The sequence below is a fragment of the Pseudomonas sp. GL_093 genome, assembly GCF_057837605.1.
In genome coordinates, this window is the sequence record NZ_CM174448.1 from 3,394,168 (window position 1) to 3,413,083 (window position 18,916).

Annotated in this window: 18 protein-coding genes and 1 pseudogene; 4 read left to right on the top strand and 15 right to left on the bottom strand. The window is 56.4% G+C overall.

The window, feature by feature from the left end:
- Nucleotides 1-12 precede the first annotated feature (12 nt).
- Nucleotides 13-348: a DUF2834 domain-containing protein gene (locus tag AC3IUE_RS15715; protein WP_489268622.1), complete on the bottom strand. Its 336-nt coding sequence runs from the start codon at nucleotides 346-348 to the stop codon at nucleotides 13-15.
- A gap of 248 nt (nucleotides 349-596) precedes the next feature.
- Between AC3IUE_RS15715 and ilvA the strand changes: the two are divergent.
- Nucleotides 597-1,592 (top strand): annotated as a pseudogene (gene ilvA / locus AC3IUE_RS15720) (threonine ammonia-lyase, biosynthetic); the annotation flags it as partial.
- Between the two features lie 24 nt (nucleotides 1,593-1,616).
- Here the strand turns inward: ilvA and AC3IUE_RS15725 are convergent.
- Nucleotides 1,617-1,922 carry an NIPSNAP family protein gene (locus AC3IUE_RS15725; protein WP_033055038.1) on the bottom strand — a complete coding sequence of 102 codons (306 nt, stop codon included), beginning with the start codon at nucleotides 1,920-1,922 and terminating at the stop codon, nucleotides 1,617-1,619.
- 29 nt (nucleotides 1,923-1,951) lie between these two features.
- Entirely contained in the window at nucleotides 1,952-2,434 is a 483-nt protein-coding gene (eco, locus tag AC3IUE_RS15730; protein WP_489268624.1) for a serine protease inhibitor ecotin, read from the bottom strand.
- Between the two features lie 305 nt (nucleotides 2,435-2,739).
- Here eco and AC3IUE_RS15735 point away from each other — a divergent pair, with 305 nt between their 5' ends.
- Nucleotides 2,740-3,009, top strand: coding sequence for a DUF1652 domain-containing protein (locus AC3IUE_RS15735; protein ID WP_056740112.1), 270 nt, complete (start codon nucleotides 2,740-2,742; stop codon nucleotides 3,007-3,009).
- On the opposite strand, the gene AC3IUE_RS15740 is transcribed toward AC3IUE_RS15735, so the two are convergent.
- Nucleotides 3,006-3,401: a hypothetical protein gene (locus tag AC3IUE_RS15740; RefSeq protein WP_489268625.1), complete on the bottom strand. Its 396-nt coding sequence runs from the start codon at nucleotides 3,399-3,401 to the stop codon at nucleotides 3,006-3,008. The two genes, AC3IUE_RS15735 and AC3IUE_RS15740, sit on opposite strands and share 4 nt — an antisense overlap.
- A gap of 91 nt (nucleotides 3,402-3,492) precedes the next feature.
- Entirely contained in the window at nucleotides 3,493-3,762 is a 270-nt protein-coding gene (locus AC3IUE_RS15745) for a DUF2790 domain-containing protein (RefSeq protein ID WP_489268626.1), read from the bottom strand.
- A 508-nt stretch (nucleotides 3,763-4,270) separates the two neighbouring features.
- Here AC3IUE_RS15745 and AC3IUE_RS15750 point away from each other — a divergent pair.
- Nucleotides 4,271-4,567: a hypothetical protein gene (locus AC3IUE_RS15750; RefSeq protein WP_140678707.1), complete on the top strand. Its 297-nt coding sequence runs from the start codon at nucleotides 4,271-4,273 to the stop codon at nucleotides 4,565-4,567.
- Nucleotides 4,568-4,611: 44 nt separating this feature from the next.
- On the opposite strand, the gene AC3IUE_RS15755 is transcribed toward AC3IUE_RS15750, so the two are convergent.
- The 5 genes from AC3IUE_RS15755 to AC3IUE_RS15775 form a co-directional block, all read right to left on the bottom strand.
- Entirely contained in the window at nucleotides 4,612-5,322 is a 711-nt protein-coding gene (locus AC3IUE_RS15755) for a PoNe immunity protein domain-containing protein (RefSeq protein ID WP_489268627.1), read from the bottom strand.
- Nucleotides 5,323-5,416: 94 nt separating this feature from the next.
- Nucleotides 5,417-6,205: a PoNe immunity protein domain-containing protein gene (locus AC3IUE_RS15760; protein WP_489268628.1), complete on the bottom strand. Its 789-nt coding sequence runs from the start codon at nucleotides 6,203-6,205 to the stop codon at nucleotides 5,417-5,419.
- Between the two features lie 147 nt (nucleotides 6,206-6,352).
- A complete protein-coding gene (locus AC3IUE_RS15765) occupies nucleotides 6,353-7,294 on the bottom strand; it encodes a PoNe immunity protein domain-containing protein (protein ID WP_489268629.1) in 942 nt (313 codons plus the stop codon).
- Between the two features lie 3 nt (nucleotides 7,295-7,297).
- On the bottom strand, nucleotides 7,298-8,866 hold the full coding sequence (locus AC3IUE_RS15770) for a hypothetical protein (RefSeq protein ID WP_489268630.1): 1,569 nt from the start codon (nucleotides 8,864-8,866) through the stop codon (nucleotides 7,298-7,300).
- Nucleotides 8,863-11,154, bottom strand: coding sequence for a type VI secretion system Vgr family protein (locus AC3IUE_RS15775; RefSeq protein WP_489268631.1), 2,292 nt, complete (start codon nucleotides 11,152-11,154; stop codon nucleotides 8,863-8,865). Before AC3IUE_RS15775 ends, AC3IUE_RS15770 begins: the two co-directional genes overlap by 4 nt.
- A gap of 242 nt (nucleotides 11,155-11,396) precedes the next feature.
- On the opposite strand from AC3IUE_RS15775, the gene AC3IUE_RS15780 reads away from it, so the two are divergent.
- On the top strand, nucleotides 11,397-12,698 hold the full coding sequence (locus AC3IUE_RS15780; RefSeq protein ID WP_489268633.1) for an OprD family porin: 1,302 nt from the start codon (nucleotides 11,397-11,399) through the stop codon (nucleotides 12,696-12,698).
- 128 nt (nucleotides 12,699-12,826) lie between these two features.
- On the opposite strand, the gene AC3IUE_RS15785 is transcribed toward AC3IUE_RS15780, so the two are convergent.
- The 5 genes from AC3IUE_RS15785 to AC3IUE_RS15805 all read right to left on the bottom strand — a co-directional run bounded on the left by AC3IUE_RS15785 (nucleotide 12,827) and on the right by AC3IUE_RS15805 (nucleotide 18,910).
- On the bottom strand, nucleotides 12,827-13,762 hold the full coding sequence (locus tag AC3IUE_RS15785) for a carbohydrate kinase family protein (RefSeq protein ID WP_489268634.1): 936 nt from the start codon (nucleotides 13,760-13,762) through the stop codon (nucleotides 12,827-12,829).
- A gap of 13 nt (nucleotides 13,763-13,775) precedes the next feature.
- Entirely contained in the window at nucleotides 13,776-15,272 is a 1,497-nt protein-coding gene (gene xylB, locus AC3IUE_RS15790; protein ID WP_489268635.1) for a xylulokinase, read from the bottom strand.
- Between the two features lie 46 nt (nucleotides 15,273-15,318).
- On the bottom strand, nucleotides 15,319-16,794 hold the full coding sequence (locus AC3IUE_RS15795) for a mannitol dehydrogenase family protein (RefSeq protein ID WP_489268636.1): 1,476 nt from the start codon (nucleotides 16,792-16,794) through the stop codon (nucleotides 15,319-15,321).
- A 16-nt stretch (nucleotides 16,795-16,810) separates the two neighbouring features.
- Nucleotides 16,811-17,914 carry an ABC transporter ATP-binding protein gene (locus tag AC3IUE_RS15800; protein WP_140678725.1) on the bottom strand — a complete coding sequence of 368 codons (1,104 nt, stop codon included), beginning with the start codon at nucleotides 17,912-17,914 and terminating at the stop codon, nucleotides 16,811-16,813.
- 165 nt (nucleotides 17,915-18,079) lie between these two features.
- Nucleotides 18,080-18,910 carry a carbohydrate ABC transporter permease gene (locus AC3IUE_RS15805; protein WP_007936731.1) on the bottom strand — a complete coding sequence of 277 codons (831 nt, stop codon included), beginning with the start codon at nucleotides 18,908-18,910 and terminating at the stop codon, nucleotides 18,080-18,082.
- Nucleotides 18,911-18,916 lie beyond the last annotated feature (6 nt).

Below are 18,916 nucleotides of genomic sequence, written 5' to 3' on the forward strand. Positions count from 1 at the left end.
ACAACTCCTAGATCAGACCTGTTGAATCGCAGCATCAGATTTCCTGCGGCTTTGAAATCCCCGCACAACCAAATACAACAATGGCCCGATGGATACAAAAATCGCCGTAATCAGAAGATAAGGAACCACCGACCATCCCGACTGCCCACGCTTGCGCGCATCCGTGTACATCCATATGCCTGCGAGCGTCGCCAGCAGATACAAATCAATCACCACCTGTGCTGTGTCGGGGCGCGACATCAGGCTGATGCCGAAGTCGATCAATGACTGTTCGGCCTGAAGCATCACCGAAACGGTGTAGCCGGCGAACGCGATCAGGGCAATGAGGGGCAGGGCGACAGACTTCATGGTTTCCTTCCTTGGGACGATGAGCAGAGTCGTCAGCCTACAGAGGCCAAGTAAAATTGGCCATTGACTTGCCATCAGCGTCCGGCTAATTTTCGGGCATGACTTCCACTGTATTGCGCTGCCAGCCAAGCATTATTACCGCCATTCCTTATTTGGCGGGCTAGCTCACGACTGCAGCACCCAACCCGCCCTCGAGGCGGGTTTTTACTTTCTGCCTCCTGGGTTCCGATCAACGTCAGGAGACGACCATGAGCAGCACCACCGCCCAGCAGACCTTGCTTGAGCACTACGTAAAAAAGATCCTCGCCGCGCCGGTGTATGAGCTCGCGGTGCGTACGCCGCTGCAACCGGCGCCAGCGTTGTCCGAGGCGCTCGGCAATCAGATCCTGCTCAAACGCGAAGACCTGCAGCCGACCTTCTCCTTCAAGATCCGCGGTGCCTACAACAAACTGGTGCAACTGAGCGATGAGCAAAAGGCTTGCGGGGTAATCACCGCTTCCGCAGGTAATCATGCTCAAGGCGTGGCATTAGCAGCCCGTGAGCTGGGAATTGCGGCGACCATTGTCATGCCGTGCACGACGCCGGAACTGAAGGTGCTCGGTGTGCGCAGTCGGGGTGCCGATGCGGTGCTGCACGGTGAGAGTTTTCCGTTTGCCCTGGACTATGCGCTGAACCTGGCGCGGCAAACCGGTCGCACCTTTGTCTCGCCGTTCGACGACCCGGACGTGATCGCCGGGCAGGGCACTGTCGCCATGGAAATCCTGCGTCAACATCAAGGTCCACTGGACGCGATCTTCGTCCCGGTGGGGGGTGGCGGCCTGATCGCCGGCATCGCGGCGTACGTCAAATACCTGCGACCAGAAGTCCGCATCATCGGCGTCGAGTCGGAGCATTCCGCCTGTTTATATGCGGCATTGCAGGCCGGCGAGCGAGTTGTCCTGCCGAACGTAGGCACTTTCGCCGACGGTGTCGCCGTCGCCCAGATCGGTGCTTACGGTTTCGAAGTCTGCCGGTTTTGTGTCGATGAGGTGTTGACGGTCAGCAACGACGAACTCTGCACCGCCATCAAGAATATCTACGACGATACCCGCTCGATCACCGAACCTTCGGGTGCCTTGGCCGTGGCCGGAATCAAAAAATACGTGGCGCAAACCGGTGCCCGTGGTCAGACACTGGTAGCGATCGACTCGGGCGCCAATATCAATTTCGACAGTTTGCGCCATGTGGCCGAACGCGCCGCGTTGAGCGGCGCCCCGGCGTGAGCGGTATCAGGCCAGCAGCGGGCGCAGGAAGGTCCGCTCATAACTGACGATAAACTTCTTCTCGACCAGCGAAGCTACGAGCGCGGTGCTTTCGGCGTCAGTCATCGCGATATGCCGGTAGCTTTCGTAGTCCGCCAGCGAAGGAAAGCTGAACAGGCAGTAGGCGATGTTGCTCGCGCCCTCGGAAGGCAGGAAGTACCCGTGGTGCGTACCGCCCAAACGCTCGACGATGCCGAGCCAGGCCTTGGCGTAGGCTTCGAATTCGCTGAGTTGATACGGATCGATCACATATTTGACGTGGCAGGTAATCAAAATGGCGCTCCTGTAACGGGATAGAACGGTTATTCCTGGACGGCTTTCTCGACCTTGCTCGACGCCGACCATATCCGGTAGCGGACTTCGACGTCTTTAGGCACGTAGAGCACGATCGGCAGTTTGCTGTTGTAGCGCAGCATGAAACCGTCACCGACCACCGGCACAAAGTCCTTTTTACTTTTGCCGTCCGGGCAGGCCATCTGCGTGCTCATCGGGCCGATGACTTTTTCCAGTCGGTAGAACGGGTAGCCCCAGCCTTCGAGGTTTTTCTCCTCGAGAATGCCGCCCAGGCGTTGGCGATTACAGTCAACGGTCAGGGTTTTGCCGGCGAGGATTTCGACCTGGTAGCCGTCTTCCTGAGTCTGTGGGGCAAGATGAATGACCTGGCGGGTGAAACCGCTCTCGGGTTTCGGGAACGGCGCAACCTCTTCGAGTTTCGCGGCGTGAGCGATGGTCGACAGTCCGGCAAAAATCAGCCCGACGGTAGTGATACAGGTCAAAGAACCCATGATGCCTCCTTGCGTGCGAGTGGGGTCAGCGGATACTGAATTGATTGGCCGCATTCTCACTGGCGTGGTCGGCCAATGCAAACTTGTCGCTGGATGTGTGCAAATTGCAGGGGCACCACAACGCCTTTCTTGCATATTGCATGGGCTATTTACGCGCGGTTTCGCTAAATCGTTGATTTACCGATGAGCTGCAGTGCGAAATCCAAGGCATGTTTTATGCTGTAGCTGGTCTTAAGCTGACCGGGGATTTCATTGCGTCAGTATCGATCGTTGATTGGCAGTCTCACATTAAGGAGAGGGTCGCCATGTTTCTTTCTGCCTTGGAACTTCGCAATATCATTGAAAGCAGTTTTTTGCCGAAACGTTGTCAATGCACGCTGTCGCCGGACCTGTCGATGACCGTCAAGGTGTATTCCGATCGTCAAACCGATCATCTCGATCTAATGAAAACAGGCATAAACGCCAAACAGCTAAATGGTTGTCGAGAAATCAATGACCTGATCGCTGGACTGCGCTCTGATATGCAGCACCAAACCATTGCCCAGACTCTGCATCCAGACAGAAAAGCGCTTTAACCCACGGTTTCGAGTTCCATCGACACGCGCTTGGTCTGGAGAAACGCCAGGCCCAGCGCCAGTTCGACCACCACCGCCAGCAAAATGCCCGGGCCAGCATGGCCATTGAGCCATTCGCCGAAGCCCAGGGCTGCCAACCCCCAGCAGCCGACCATGAAGCCATTGCTCAGTGCATGGCGGGTGGTCGAAGGCGCCTCGTTTCGAACCAGATAAAACATCACGCCCAATGCCGCAAACAGCATTGCACTGCGCCGTGCGACAACGCCAACCGCCAACGAGTATTCGATGCTCCAGATTGACAGCAACTTGTCCGGCATCAAACCCCAGACCAAGGCCAACAGAAAACACAGCGCGGCGGTAAAGGTCGACAAGGTACGAAACGATAACTGCATGGCGAATCCTGCGGCAGTGGGGGGAGGCGCTAGAGCATAGCGCCAGAACCCCTCACCGGAATACCGCAAAGTGTTGAATCAGACCTTTCCGTCAGTTCTGATAACTGCAGGCGTCGGAAAGTTTACGGTAGGAGATTTCCGCAGGCTTGCCCGAGGTGCTATCGATGTACTTCATGTCGGCTGTGACCACCTTGCAGTCCAGCGTCGACGGTTCGGTCAAGGTAATGACCTTGCCCACGTGCAGCGGCATACCGTAGTGGTACGGCACCGCCTGAGAGCTCGAAGTGTCATTGGCCTGGGCCAGGCCGGCAAACGCGGTGCAGGCAAGGGTGGTGGTGATCAGCAAGGTGCGCATGTTCATGAACGATCTCCGATGCAGGCTTAAAGTCAGCTCGACGTATAGGCGTCGAACCTGCCGCACTGGGCGTCAGAGAACTCTGAGGGCGTGCGGTCCAGTAAAGTTTTGGACCGCGGGGTTAAGCGATGGTTAACCCGACCGAATGCCGCCTGTCGTGAGGAGGTTTCTGACAGAGGTTTCATGTAGGTAAAAAAACTGAGGGAGGTTCGGCCCGTTCCTACACGGTCGGACGCTTTGTCGTCTTTCGCCGGCAAGCTGCCAGCGTTTACTGTTTGACCTCGCTGCAAAATCAGCGAGCAGGTTTGGTCACCTGATGCCATCACACATATGTGTGCCATCATTCGCGCTGCGGACATCTATGTCCTCGTAGTGCGTTGCAATGGCGGCTGTGTGCTGGACGCCTTCGGGCGAACCGATTTGATGGTGTCGGTTGACCAAGCCTGCACACAGTCCGCCTCCCATCGTTTGGTCACGGTACTGGCGGTTATTTACTAATCATCGAGTAATTACTATGCCAACGCTAAATCCATTCCCCGATCGCTATCGCTCAATCAAAAGCAGCGTTACCGAGACAAGCCCAATGGTCATCGACACCGAGGCCAATCCCCAAGACATTCTCGAAGCCGCTTTACAGCGTGTCCGAGCCGCCAGCCAGTTACTTGAAACGCTCCATTGCCAATGCTTCAAGTACGGTGATGTTCAAGATATTCCGCACATTACTCACGCGCTTTATCTGCTGACGCAGGATGGGTCCGATTTGCTGCTGGTTGCGCAGCAGCAGATGATGGGGTGGAAGGCGCCGGTCTGACGCCTGCTGGAACAAGCCTGCCTCCTGTGGGGCAGGTTTTAAAGCTAAATGCCCGAGGGCGATAAATTCGAGGCTTTTTGATTTCGGGCATATTCAACCAAGTCTTTGGGGTAAACCATGTGATCGATTTTGCTATCGTCGATGCCGTATAAAAAGGCGATGGCGCCTGCTTCCAAAGCCCAGTAGCCGACGTAGTTGCCATCGTCGCCTTCCATGTCCAAATGACTGTCATGCCAGTTGGTTTGTAGCGTGGCGAAAGCGGGATACCACGCTTCGCAATATTGCTTTAACAGGTTGCTGGATTCTTCAGGCTCGGTGGCGTACATCGCCCTGATCAGCGGTGTGTAGAGGTCGTGGAACCACTCATCCAGATCAGTACGATCAGGTAAATGCTTTCGCAGAAGGTCTTCGTAGAGAGTGTCTTCGTTGGCGTATCCTGCGCGATCTATCAAGGCGACGAAGCGAATCAGCAGGTCGGTGCGATGCAACAAAATGCAAAGACTGATGACTTGAACGCACTCTTCATAATGGCCAGGCGAATCGTCGATGGTCAGGGGTGAAATGTCAGGTTCGCGTTCCTCGGCAGCCAGTGCTTGTTGGTAAATCTCGTAGCTACTGATCAGCTTGTCCAGCCGGGGAATGAGGCTGTCAATCGATTCGCCTGCCGTGTAACTGATCAGCAAAGCATTGAACGCCGCCTCCTTGAAGTACCCCGTTCGTAGTGCCTTTTCCTGCTCTGGAGAATCTGCCTGCATCGTCCTGCCAGCCCAGCCCAGCGCGACTCGGTCGTATCGTACAGATGGATGGACTTTTGATAGTAGGAGCCGACGATGAAACACTGGCGTTTGTTCATGGCCGTCCTTCGCGGTAGGGTGGTTTGTGGTTCCTGGCGTATTCAACCAAAGCTTTCGGATACACCATATGGTCGATTTTGCTGTCGTCGATCCCATACAGGAAGGCAATAGCTCCCGCCTCGAGCGCCCAGTACCCTACATAACTTCCTTCGTCACCGTCACTATGCGTGTCGTGCCAAGGTGCTTGCTCAAAGGCTGGGTACCAACTGGCACAGTATTCTTTGAGTAATCTTGACGCATTATTTTTTTCTTCAGAGTAAATAGCTTGAATCAGTAAAGTGTAAACGTCGTGATACCACTGATCTACATCTTCGCGATCGGGTAGGACTTTTATCAGCAGATCTTCATATAGTGTATCTGTGCTAGCGTAGCCTGCATTATCTATAAGAAAGACAAATCGTTTTAAAAGATCTGTTCGATGCAAAAGAATGCACAAGCTTATTACTTGCAGGCATTCCTCATATTCGTCAACCCAGTCGTCGATCGTTAGAGGTGTGACATTGGTGATTTGTTCGTGTTGGGCCAGCTGTTCCTGTAGCTCTTCATAGCTTTCTATCAACGTTTCCAAGGGGGCTAATAAGTTCTGGATTTCTTCGCCCGCAGTGTAAAGCATCAAAATATTTTTTAGATGAAGCGTTTGGAAATGTCTGGCTCTTACAGATTTTTCTTGCTCTGGTGAGTCCGCTTGAAAGAGTTTGTCTTTCCAGAATACATATGATTTTTTATAATTGCTAATGAAGTTTTCGTACCGTTTTTCGGTAAGAAATTGCTGTCTTCTGATCATGTATCTATGCCTTGATCTTTAGAGAGTCTAGAGTTCCGTGTTTTTTTTGTTTGAGTTAAGGGAGCGGATTTATTTGGCTAAGCAATGGGCGATTGTTCGCCCATTCGATTAATGATTTGCTGAAGTCAAGTCGATCCGTCGCCGTTATTATTCTTCACCTGACCAATACCAAATCGTATCACCCCATTTCGAGTCACTGAAACTTGGCATGATTTCACCTTGTTGGAAGTGGCGTCTTGAGTTGGCTTGCGCTGGGGTAAACCAATAGCCCGTTTTGCTGCAGGGTTCGCCAGCGACGATACGATTGATCTGGGAGCTAATACCGCCCTTATAGTTTCTAGCGTATTCGACCAATGCTTTTGGATAAACCATATGATCGATTTTGCTGTCGTCTATGCCATATAAAAATGCAATTGCTCCTGCCTCGACCGCCCAATAACCTACGTAGTTTCCTTCCTCTCCTTGATGATGAGTGTCATGCCAAGGAGCTTGCTTGAAGGCTGGGTACCATTGGTTGCAATATTTTTTAAGAAAGTTGGTAGCCTCATCTTTAGTTTTCGCATATATCGCTTGTACTAAAGGTGAATAAACATCGTGATACCATTGATCTATATCGTGCCTGCCAGGTAAAACTTTGCATAGTAAATCTTCGTACAGGGTATCGTCGCCCGCATACCCTGCGTTGTCGATCAATCTTACGAAACGCTTAAGGAGGTCTGTACGATGCAATAGAATGCAAAAACCTATTACCTGCACGCACTCTTCATATTCGTGTGGCCAGTCGTCTATCGAGAGTGGTGATATGCCAGGGGAATTTTCAGACTCTGCCAGCTTTTGCTGTCTGATTTCATACTTGTCAATCAAGTCTTCAAGTAGAGGGATGAGAGAAGATATTTCCTCTCCTGCGGTATATGCAGCCGTAAGCTTGCGAAGTGCTAAACGTTGAAAAAATCTTGTGCGAATCGTCGCTTCCTCCTCAGGCGAGTCTGATTGGAAAGTGTTTGTCTTTGAGAACTCAACTGCTTCGTCATGCCCTCTCAAGAAATTTTTGTAATGATTCTCGCTGTAAAATTTCTGTCTTTTTATCATGCTTTATGCCTCCAGCTTAAGTGAATCTAACGCACCATATTTTTTGGCTAAAGATTTTTTACGTTTGTTGACGAAAGCTTTAACTTCGTGCTCGGCATAATGAAAGGCTTTATGGTTTTCGTGGGAATTTTCATCGGTATTATTTAGTCGTGATCCTGCATGTTCTTTGGGACTCAGGCTTGCATGATAGAGCGGGGTGTAAAATAAATGTCGACTATACGAGCTGCCAACTTGAATATATAAAGAGTTTCCAAGAACGGATTTTTCCAAGTTGTCGTCGATCCATTGGCTACTCATTTGAACGACTATTCTTTTGTTTTTCTTAGGTGCGCGTGTTTTACTTTTGGTAGTGGTGGGGTTGTTCTTACCGGTACTTATTTTATTTTTCTTTCTGCTGGCAATGTCGGGCTCATCACTTTCCAATGGTTCTAATAATTCACTTGGGTCGCTTAAACCATTGACTCCTAACGTTGAAGCAATTCCAGGTTTTCGCGTATTGTTCGGTTTGCGCATGAATTTTGGCGCATCTTCATTGCGGCTAGCCTTGGCCTCAACAATGGCAAATTGTTTGCCTCCATTGTTAGTTGGATTGGCGCGCCAAACGGCATCTATCCCCGTTCCGTTGGCGCCATCAGACAATTTGTAGAGAATGTGTTTTGCTTTGGGGCTCCCACCAGCGGAAAGCTTCCCCATCTTACTCGCACTCGGCACCCCCTCAAGCCACTTCCCATCCGCCCCTTTATCATGCCCATCCCAATCCTTACCCCAACCAAACTCCACCGCACAAATGTAATCGGCAATATGCTCCCCACAAACCCCCAACCCTTCATTCAAAATGCCGGAAGGAGCCTGAAGTCCGACATTAGAAGCTTCGACCTTATTGGAATGGGTGCCGCTCGCACCATCGGTTCCCTTTGCCGCAACAGCCGAATCTTTGTTTGCAGGCTTTTCCACTCTTTTCGGGTGGCTTGACCCGGAGGATGCCGCCGAGCTGTTGCGCTGCATCCCTTTCCATTTAACCAGCCGCTTCTCAACAATCCCCACCATGGCCGGCATGTTGTCGCGGGACGCGGCGAGGACGGTGACGACCGACGTTTTTGCCCAGTTTGGAAGGCTCTGGAAAGTCGACGAGCCTTTTACGCCGGTGATGATCTCGTCGAGTTCACCGCGCAGTTTGCCGGCATCGAAGATCTGCTTGAGCAGTTCTTCGGGGCTGGTTTTGATCCCGCACTCTTGCAGTACGAAGCGAAGGAGGTCGAACAGCACCGGGGCGTAGCGTTGCGGGTCTTTGTTGACGATGCGCAGGCTCTTTTTCAGACCGTCACCCGGTCCTGGAACCCAGCCGATGACGGCCATCAGCAGGTCAAATTGTGCGTCTTCCTTTCCGTCCGTCGACTCTGCGTTGTAGAGGACGATAGAGGATTCGATGGTGTCGTAGGCGTCGATGGCCTGGCCAAGAAACGGCACTGCGCCGAGCGCGATGCCTTTTGCCAGTTCTACCGCGGCCTCTTGGTAAGCGGCGCTGCGGTCTTCATCACCTTCGTTTGCGCTCTCAACTGCTTCGTCACTCATGACAGCCTCCCTGCGGCTTTCTCCACTAATGCTTGTAAATCAACCTGGTCCGGGTCCAGGCCGAGCTTGCGTAAATCTGCGTTAACCTTTTCGTCCGAGTTCTGCACAATCGCTACGCTTTCACGGTTGTATGGCCTCGGATCCTCGCCGTAATACACCTTGGCCGGTCCTTTCGGAACATCCTCCAACCGGGCGAAGCCATCATCGTCCAGCACACCCTCACGGGTCGAACCGTCCGCAAAGTCAACGCGGTAGGACGCGCCCGGCACGGGCTCAAGGTTGTCATAGTGCAGGTTCAATTCCAGCCAGGTCGGATTGGACTTGGCTTCTTTCATCAGGTGACCGGCGATGTCAGCGGCGGCGAGACCTGGAATCAGCGGGGCGAGGATGCCGATTCCGGTGCCGGAACCTGGCCCGCCGCCGGAGTTGACCTTCACATTGGCGCCACTGATCGTCACGCCCCCCGCATCCACCTTCACAAAACTCCCACCAGCCTTGGCCGTCAGCTCCATGCCACCCTCAACCACAACCTTTTCCCCAGCGTTGTAGTGAATCTCCTGACCCGCCTCAACAAACTGCGCCGTCCCAACCTTTACATGCTGAGTCACGCCAACGGTGAGGTGATCATCCGCCCGGGTTTCAGTCTTGCGGTCGAGGTGGGTGATGCGATGTTCTTCAACCTTGAACTCGCTTAAAACATTGGCCTCGACCGTGTCGTGTCGCTCATTGCCGATGCGGATCTTTTGATCATGCTCAATGTTTTCATCCCAATCGCGCTGGGCGTGCAGGTAGATCTGTTCCGCGCCTTTCTTGTCTTCAATCCGAAACTCGTTGTAGCCGTTGCCGCCCGGTGAGCTGAGGGTCTTGAACGTGCTGCGGGTTTTGTTCGCCGGCAGGTCGTACGGGACGACGTTTTCCTTGTGGTACAGGCAGCCGGTGATCAGTGGTTGGTCGGGGTCGCCTTCCATAAAGGACACCAGCACTTCCATGCCGATGCGCGGGATGGCGATGCCGCCGTAGGCGCTTCCGGCCCAGCCGGTGGCGACACGCAGCCAGCAGCTGGTCTTGTCGTCGGCCTGGCCTTCGCGGTCCCAGTGGAACTGGACTTTGACGCGGCCGTACTCGTCGCAATGGATTTCTTCACCCGCAGGGCCAGTGACGATGGCGGTCTGGCTGCCCAGGACTTTGGGTTTCGGGTGTTCGAGGGCAGGGCGGAAGTGCGCGTCCCACGGGGTGGCGAGGAAGCGGTTGCGGTAGCCCTGGTGGAAATCGTCTTTGTTCTGGGTGACGTCGCTGGTGACGTTTGCGCCGAGCACTTGCGGCTGTTTGCCTTCGTGCACCACTTCCAGCAGCAGCCAGAGGTCGTTCCACTCGGCGCGCGGGTGTTCGCTGAGGGCCAGGAAGTGGCCGCTGACCAGGGTTGGCTCGTCGCCTTTGCCTTCGGCAAGTTTGTAGTCGCTGCGGTGGCGTTCCAGGGCGCGGGTCGCCAGTTGCTTGCCGCGTTCGCGGTCGGTGAAGCGGCCGGGGTAGTCGTAGTCTTCCAGGTCCGGGGCGAACGCGCTTTTGGCGGAGCCCTCGGGCAGGATGCTCGGTTTTTCGAAGTCGTAATCGCGGCGGCTGACGCGGGTGGTGCGGGTTTCCAGGCGCAGGTTGAAGCGCTTTATCACCGGTTTCTCGGCCGCCATGCCGGAGTCTTGCTGGTAGGCCACGGGTGCGAGTTTGCGGAACACCGTCTGGTCATCGCCGAACACCAGTTTGTGGCCGCTGGCACTGTGCTGGAAGTGGAAGTGAATGCCTTCTTCTTCGCACAGGCGCTGAATGAAATGCAGGTCGGATTCGTCGTACTGCACGCAGTAATCGCGTTCCGGGTAGATCGCGCCGAGCTGGAAGCTGTAGGCGTCGGCCAGGATGCCGCGCGCTTCGAGGACCTGAGCGATGATCTTCGGCACACTTAAATGCTGGAAAATCTGCTGGTCATGGTTGTGGCGCAGGTAGGCGAGTTGCGGCACCAGGCTGATGCTGTAACGGGTCAGGCTTTTGCCGGAGTCGCCTTGCTCGATGCGATACACCAAGCCGTGGATGATGCCTTTGCCGGTGGCGCCGAAGGTCAGGCAGCCGGGCTTGTGCAGCAACTCTTCGAGTGTCAGGTCGGGGCGCGCGCTGACCAGTTCGATGTCGAAACAGAACGGCTGATTGAGGGTTTCGCGACCGACGAAGCTGAGTACCTGAAGGTCAACCGAAACGCCTTCCAGCGTCAGGGAAATATGGGTTGCGTTCGCGTCCAGCATGCCTTTAATTCCGTCCTTTGAATAAGCTGGGGCGGATGGTGCAGGATTAAAGCGCCTCGTTCAAGGAAACCAACAGTCATTTACCGACTAAAGTCGTCTGTAGCCCGTAACAGCCTTCTGCCATCATCGCCGCTCACTTCTGTGTGTCCACTTCATCCTGGCAAGTTACTTGTCCGGAGCGAAGGCTATTTTTTTGGCTTATTGCGCCTTGCGCAAACGCTGCACTGTTGGAGCTTTTTTTCATGCGTCCCCCCTTTATTCTCATCACCGCGCGCCAGTCACTCGGCTTCGGCGCTTTAGTCCTGTGCGCCGGTTTTACCGGGTCGGCTTTTGCGAGCGGTTTTATCGACGACACCACGGCGAAAATCGAATCGCGTACGGTGTATTTCAATCGCGATTTTCGTGATGGGCACACGTCCACCGAGCAGGGCGCTTCGAAGCGTGAAGAGTCGGCTCAAGGTTTTATTCTCAATCTGCAATCGGGCTACACCGAAGGCGCCGTCGGTTTCGGTATCGATGCCTTGGGCATGCTGGGGCTCAAACTCGACTCCAGCGCCGACCGCAGCAACAGCGGTTTGCTGCCGTCCACGGGGCAGGATCCACGCGGGTCGAAAGACGAATACGCGAAACTGGGTCTGACCGCCAAAGTGCGCGTCTCGCAAAGTGTATTGAAGTACGGCGCACTGCTGCCTGACGTGCCGCTGCTCAAGTACAACGACGGTCGTTTGCTGCCGACAATGTTCAACGGCGCAATGCTCACGTCCAAAGAGGTCAAGGACCTGACCTTTATGGCGGCGCGGCTGGACAAGTACACCGCCCGGGATTCCACCGATTCCCAGGACATCCGCGTGCACTGCAAGAACAAGCGTTATGCCTGCAACGTCACCGCCGATCATTTCGACATGTACGGTTTCGACTACAAGATCAACGAGCGTCTGACCGGCCAGTATCATTACGCCGAGCTGGAAGACATCTACCGTCAACACTTCTTAGGTTTGCTTGCCAACCAACCGTTGGGCGAGGGCGTGCTCAAGGCTGACCTTCGACTGCTCAAGAGTGCCGACAGCGGCGCCGCTCGTGCAGGTTCCATCGACAACCGTGCCCTGAGCGGCATGCTCGCTTACGCCATCAGCGGCCACACTTTCAGCGCAGGTTGGCAGCGCATGAACGGCGACAATTCGATGCCGTATCTGGATGGGTCCAATCCGTACCTGGTCAACTATGTACAGGTCAACGACTTCGCCGCTGCGCAGGAGCGCTCGTGGCAGTTGCGGTATGACTATGACTTCAAGGCGATTGGCATTAATGGCCTTAGCTTCCTGACCCGTTATGTGAACGGTGACCATATCAAGGTGCTGGGCAGTGATCAGGAAGGGAAGGAGTGGGAGCGCGACAGCGAGCTCAAGTACGTGGTGCAGAGCGGGACGTTCAAGGATGTCAGCCTGCGGTTGCGCAATGCGACGTACCGGACCAACTACGAGAAGTTTGCCCGGGATGTGGATGAGACCCGGTTGATCGTGAGTTACAACTTTTCGGTGCTCTGACAGTGAGGCTGGCGGTGTAAGTGACACCGCCTTCGCGAGCAGGCTCGCTCCCACATTAATTTTGTGTCGATCACAAGACCAATGTGGGAGCGAGCCTGCTCGCGAAGAGGCCTTCAGCCTCAGCGCATTTACAGCTGCTGGCGATATGGCAAGTCCGGCCCGGTCTTGCTGCACGTCAGCGCCGCCGCTTCTACTGCAAATTTGAGCATGGCGTCGATCTGCTCGCGGCCGAGCGATTGCACGCCCTCAACCGAATCCAGCTGCTGCTCCGTCAGCCAGGTAATCAACGCCGCCTGGAACGTATCGCCAGCGCCCACGGTGTCGGCAATTTTCACTGAACTCGCCGGCACCGACCAGGAGCCATGCAGACGGCTGAACACCGTCGCCCCCTCGCCACCACGGGTCAGAAACACCAACTGACAACGATGTTGCAGCCAGCCTTCAATCACCCGTTGCGGATCCTGCTCGGGGTACAACAGGCTCAAATCCTCATCGCTGACTTTGATCAGGTCGGCCAGCTCAACCAAGGTTGCAACCCGCGAACGCCACAGGTCGATATTCGGCTCAGGATTGAGCCGCACGTTGGGGTCAAGGCTGATCAAGCGTTTACCGCTTTCCCGTTGCACCAATGCCAACAGCGTGTCGGCAATCGGTTGCACCACCAGCGAAAACGAACCGATGTGCAGGCCGCGTACTTCAGGTCCCAGTTCCGGCAGATGCTCCAGTTTCAGTTGTCGATCCGCGCAGCCTTCACCCCGGAAGCTGTAATGAGGTGAACCATTGGCACCGACGGCCACCATCGCCAGGGTCGTAGGCGCGGCGAAATCCACCAGGTAATCCGGGCGTACGCCTTCATCCTGCAACACCTGCTGCAAGCGCCGACCGAGGTAGTCGGTGGACAGGCCGGCAAACAGCGCCGCGTCCACGCCCAAACGGCGCAAACCCACCGCCACGTTGAACGGCGAGCCGCCGGCAATCGCCTTGAAATTCACTTTTGAAGCCAGGCCGCTGGCATCGTCTTCACTGAAGAAATCGAACAGCGCTTCGCCACACACCAGGTACATAGTTATTCACTCTTCAAAGGGTTGCGACATGCTGTTGATAGCGTTCGTAGGCCTGCTGACAGGCCGCCACATTGTCTGCGATCGGCAAGGTTTCGCTGGCCGGATCGAGCTTCACGCAACGCTCGCATAGATCCTCCAGGCTGTCTTCATGCCCGTTTTCCCAGGACTTGCACCACGCCGCCTGAATCGCGGCACCAAGGGCCGCGGCTTCGCTTTGTTCGGTGCAGATGACCGGGGTGTTCATGATGTCGGCGACCATCTGGCGCCACACCGGGCTTTTCGAGCCGCCGCCGATCAGGCAGATGCTGCGGCTTTGTAAGCCATTCTGGCGCAGCAGGTCCAGTCCATAACGCAAACCGAAGGTCGTGCCTTCGACCACCGCGCGGCACAGATTGGCCTGAGTCAGGTTGGTCATCGTCAACCCCAGCAAGCTGCCGGTGGCATGGGGCAGGGCGGGGACGCGCTCGCCGTTGAGGAACGGCAGCATGCACACGCCTTCGGCACCGATGGGTGCTTGCGCGACGAGGTTGTTGAACTGTTCGATATCCAGCTTGAACAGCTCGCGAATCACCCCCGTCGCGTTGGTCAGGTTCATGGTGCAGATCAGCGGCAGCCAGCCACCGCTGGAGGAGCAGAACGTTGCGACGCAAGCGTCCGGACTGACTTTCGGCTGGTCGGCATAGGCGTACACCGTCCCCGATGAACCGAGACTCATGGTGATAGCGCCGGGCTTGATGTTGCCGGTGCCGATGGCGCCCATCATGTTGTCGCCACCGCCGCTGGAGACCAGCGCCTGCGGGTTGATGCCCAGGTGTTCGGCGATGCTCGGCAGGACCGTGCCGACCGCTTGATGAGCGTCGATCAGCTCCGGCAGCGCGGCTTGCAGTCGCCCGGTGGCATCGATGTCACGCAGCAGCTGCAAGTCCCATTGGCGGCTGCGCACGTTGAAATAGCCGGTGCCCGAGGCGTCGCCGTACTCGCTGCAACTGCGGCCGGTGAGCCAATAGTTGAGGTAGTCATGGGGAAGCAGGATGCGCGCGATGCGAGCGAAAATCTGCGGGTGTTGTTCTTTGGTCCAGAGCAGTTTGGAGACGGTGTAGCCGGGCGCGATCACAACACCGAGACGTTCCAGTGAGCCTTTTTCGCCACCCAGATGGGCAAGCAGACGGTCGTTTTCCGGGGTGGATTCGGTGTCACACCAGAGTTTGGCCGGCCGCAGCACCTGGCCCTGATCGTCGAGCAGCACCAGCCCGTGTTGCTGGCCGGAAACGCCGATGCCAAGGATGTCCTGGCCGTCGACCTTCGCCGCGAGCAATGCACGGCGGGTGGCAAGCGCGAAGGCTTCCAGCCATTGCGAGGTGTCTTGTTCGCGGCGGCCATTGGCGCCACTGATCAAGGTGTGGGCGGCGGCGCCCTGGCCGCGCACCTGACCGCTGACGGCGTCGATGATGATGGCTTTGGTGCCTTGGGTGCCGCAGTCGATGCCGAGGAATAAATGTTGGTTTGTCATGAATGCCCCATCCCGGGATGCATTCCCACGCAGAGCGTGGGAACGATCAGTTGGCGAGTACTCGTTCGAGGGTTGTTGTCACGCCGACATCGCGCAAGCTCTTACAGCACCACTCAAACGCCGCCACGAATTCCGGCGAATGCGGGATCGCCGTACCAAAAATCTCCTCAACCGCCAGCAACCGCTGCGTGATCAACGCATCATCCGCCACCAACGCCTGACAAAACGCCGCCCGCGGATCAGGAATACTGTAGGTCTCGCCATTTTCGTCCACGCCCTTCAAATACAGTGCCCATGCGGCTACGACTAATGCCGCCCGTTTGGTTTCCTGCCCATCAGCAATCAATCGATTGATCGTCGGCACGGTGAACTTCGGAAACTTCGACGAACCGTCCGAACACACGCGCTCCAGCTGATCGGCAATCGCCTGATTGGAGAAGCGCGCCTCCAGGGTGTTTTTGTACTCGGTCAGGTCAATACCCGGCACGGGTGACAGTTGCGGGGTCACGTCCAGGTCCATGTAGGCACGCATGTAGCGCACGAACAGCGGATCGTTCATGGTTTCGTGAACGAAGCGGTAACCCTTCAAAAAACCCAGATAAGTGAGTGCCAGGTGACTGCCGTTGAGCAGTTTGATCTTCATCTCTTCATAAGGCGTGACGTCGTCGGTGAACTGCACGCCGACCTTTTCCCAAGCCGGACGACCATTGACGAACTTGTCTTCCAGCACCCATTGCACAAACGGTTCGCAGACCACCGGCCAGGCATCGTCGATAGCGTGTTTATCGTGCAGTTGCAGCTTGTGTTCGGTGCTGGTCATCGGCGTGATGCGGTCGACCATCGCGTTGGGGAAACTCACGTGGGTGGCGATCCAGTCCCGCAGCTCGGCATCGCGCAGGGCGGCGAACGCCAGTAACGCTTTGCGAGTGACCGCGCCGTTGTGCGGCAGGTTATCGCAGGACATCAAGGTGAACGCGGGCGTGCCGGCGGCACGGCGTTTGGCCAGCGCGGCGCAGAGAAAACCGAACACGGTTTTCGGGGCGTTCGGGTGTGCCAGGTCGTGCTGGATCTGCGGCAGTTGGGCCATGAACTCGCCGTTGCTGTCGTCGATGCAGTAGCCGCCTTCAGTAATGGTCAGCGAAACGATACGGATCTCGGGGCTGGCGAGTTTGTCGATCAACGCTTGCGCGCCGTCTTCGGCCAGCAGCATGTCGCGAATCGCGCCGATGACCCGAACTTCGGTGTCGTCGGTATCCCCCAACTCGAACAGGGTGAAGAGGTAACCCTGCTCTTTGAGATCGTCCCGGGCGCGACGGTCTTCGGTGCGCAGACCGATGCCGCAAATCGCCCAGTCCAGGTCTTCGCCGGTATTCATCAATGCGTCGGTGTAATACGCCTGATGGGCGCGGTGGAAACCGCCGACGCCGATGTGCGCGATGCCTTGACGCGTGTCGCTCAGGGCGTAGGCGGGCAGGACCACCTCGGGGGCGAGGCGGTTGAGGTTCTGTTTATTCAGTTTCATCACATGCACTCTAAAATCAGGCCGCAGCGCGCAACGGGCGGGTCAGCGCCACACCGTCGGCATCGAATAAATGGCAGTGCTCGGCGTCCAGATGCAGGCTTAGCGACTCGCCATAACGGCTGGCCAGGTCGCCGCGAACGCGCATGGTCAAGGCTTCGCCGGACGAGGTCACCACGTGGCAGAAGGTGTCGCTGCCCAGGCGTTCGCTGACGTCGGCCGTGACCTGCAAGGTGCAGTCGCCGGTTTGCGCGAGATTCAGGTGTTCCGGGCGAATGCCCAGGGTCACCGCACCACCGACGCTCAGGTTGGCGCCGCTCAGCGGCAACGTGATGCGGGTGCCGGCGTCCAGCAGCACTTCGCAGCTCTGGCTTTCGACGCGGGTGACTTTGCCCTTGAGGAAGCCCATTTTCGGCGTGCCCAGGAACCCGGCGACAAACAGGTTGGCAGGCTGGTGATACAGGTCCAGGGGCGAGCCGACTTGTTCGACTTTGCCGCCATTGAGTACCACGACTTTGTCGGCCATGGTCATGGCTTCGACCTGGTCGTGGGTCACGTAGATCATCGTGGCTTTGAGTTCTTTGTGCAGGCGCAGCAGTTCCAGGCGCATCTGTACGCGCAGGGCGGCGTCGAGGTTGGACAGCGGTTCGTCGAACAGGAAGATTTTCGGATTGCGCACAATGGCGCGGCCGATGGCCACGCGCTGACGCTGACCGCCGGACAATTGTTTCGGTTTACGTTCGAGCATCGGCCCGAGTTCGAGGATGCGTGCCGCTTCGCCGACTTTCTTCTCGACTTCGGCTTTCGGTACGCCGGCCAGGTCGAGGGCAAACGACATGTTTTTGCGCACGCTCATGTGCGGGTACAGGGCGTAGGTCTGGAACACCATCGCCAGGTCGCGCTTGGCCGGGCTGACTTCGGTGATGTCGCGGCCATCGAGTTCGATGGTGCCGCCGCTGACTTCTTCCAGGCCGGCAATCAGGCGCAGCAACGTGGATTTACCGCAGCCCGACGGGCCGACGAACACCACGAACTCGCGGTCGTTCACTTCCAGGTCGATGCCTTTGATGATGGAAAAGCCTTCGAAGCCTTTTTGCAGATTCTTGATTTTCAGGTTGGCCATGATGATGGGCCTCCACGTGTTGTTATTCAGTTGAGCCGTGCGGGCTTTTTTGTGGGAGTGAGCCTGCTCGCGATGAGGCCGTGTCAGTCAACATCACTGTTGAATGACACTCCGCCATCGCGAGCAGGCTCGCTCCCACAGTGGATCGCGTTGAGTCGGCGATCTTCATTTCACGGCGCCGAACGACAGGCCGCGGACCAATTGTTTCTGGCTGATCCAGCCGAAGATCAGGATCGGCGCGCAGGCCAGGGTCGACACCGCCGACAACTTGGCCCAGAACAGACCTTCGGGACTTGAGTAGGAGGCGATCAATGCGGTCAACGGCGCGGCTTTCGACGAAGTCAGGTTCAAGGACCAGAACGCTTCGTTCCAGCACAGGATCAGCGACAACAGCACCGTGGACGCCAGCCCGCCCTTGGCGATCGGCAACAGCACCCGGACCATTTCCTGCCACAGCGTGGCGCCGTCGAGGCGCGCGGCTTCGAGGATGTCCTTGGGGATGTCTTTGAAGTAGGTGTAAATCATCCAGACCACGATCGGCAGGTTGATCAGCGTGTAGATCACGATCAGCGCGATCCGCGTATCGAGCAGGCCGAAACTCTTGGCCAGCAGGTAGATCGGCATCAGCACGCCCACCGGTGGCAGCATCTTGGTGGAGAGCATCCACAGCAGCGTGCCTTTGGTACGTTGGGTTTCGTAGAACGCCATCGAGTACGCCGCCGGCACCGCGATCAGCAGGCACAGCGCTGTAGCGCTGAAGGAAATCACCACTGAGTTCCAGGCGAAGCTGAAGTAATCGCTGCGCTCGTTGATGTGCAGGTAGTTCTCCAGCGTGGGCGTGAAGATGAACTGCGGCGGCGTGGCGAAGGCATCGATTTCGGTTTTGAAACTGGTCAGCACCATCCAGAAGATCGGAAAAAAGATCAGGATCGCGATGGCCCAGGCCAGGGTGCCGAGCAGCAGGCTTTGCAGACGGCGGGATTGTTGAAGGGTCATGGCGCA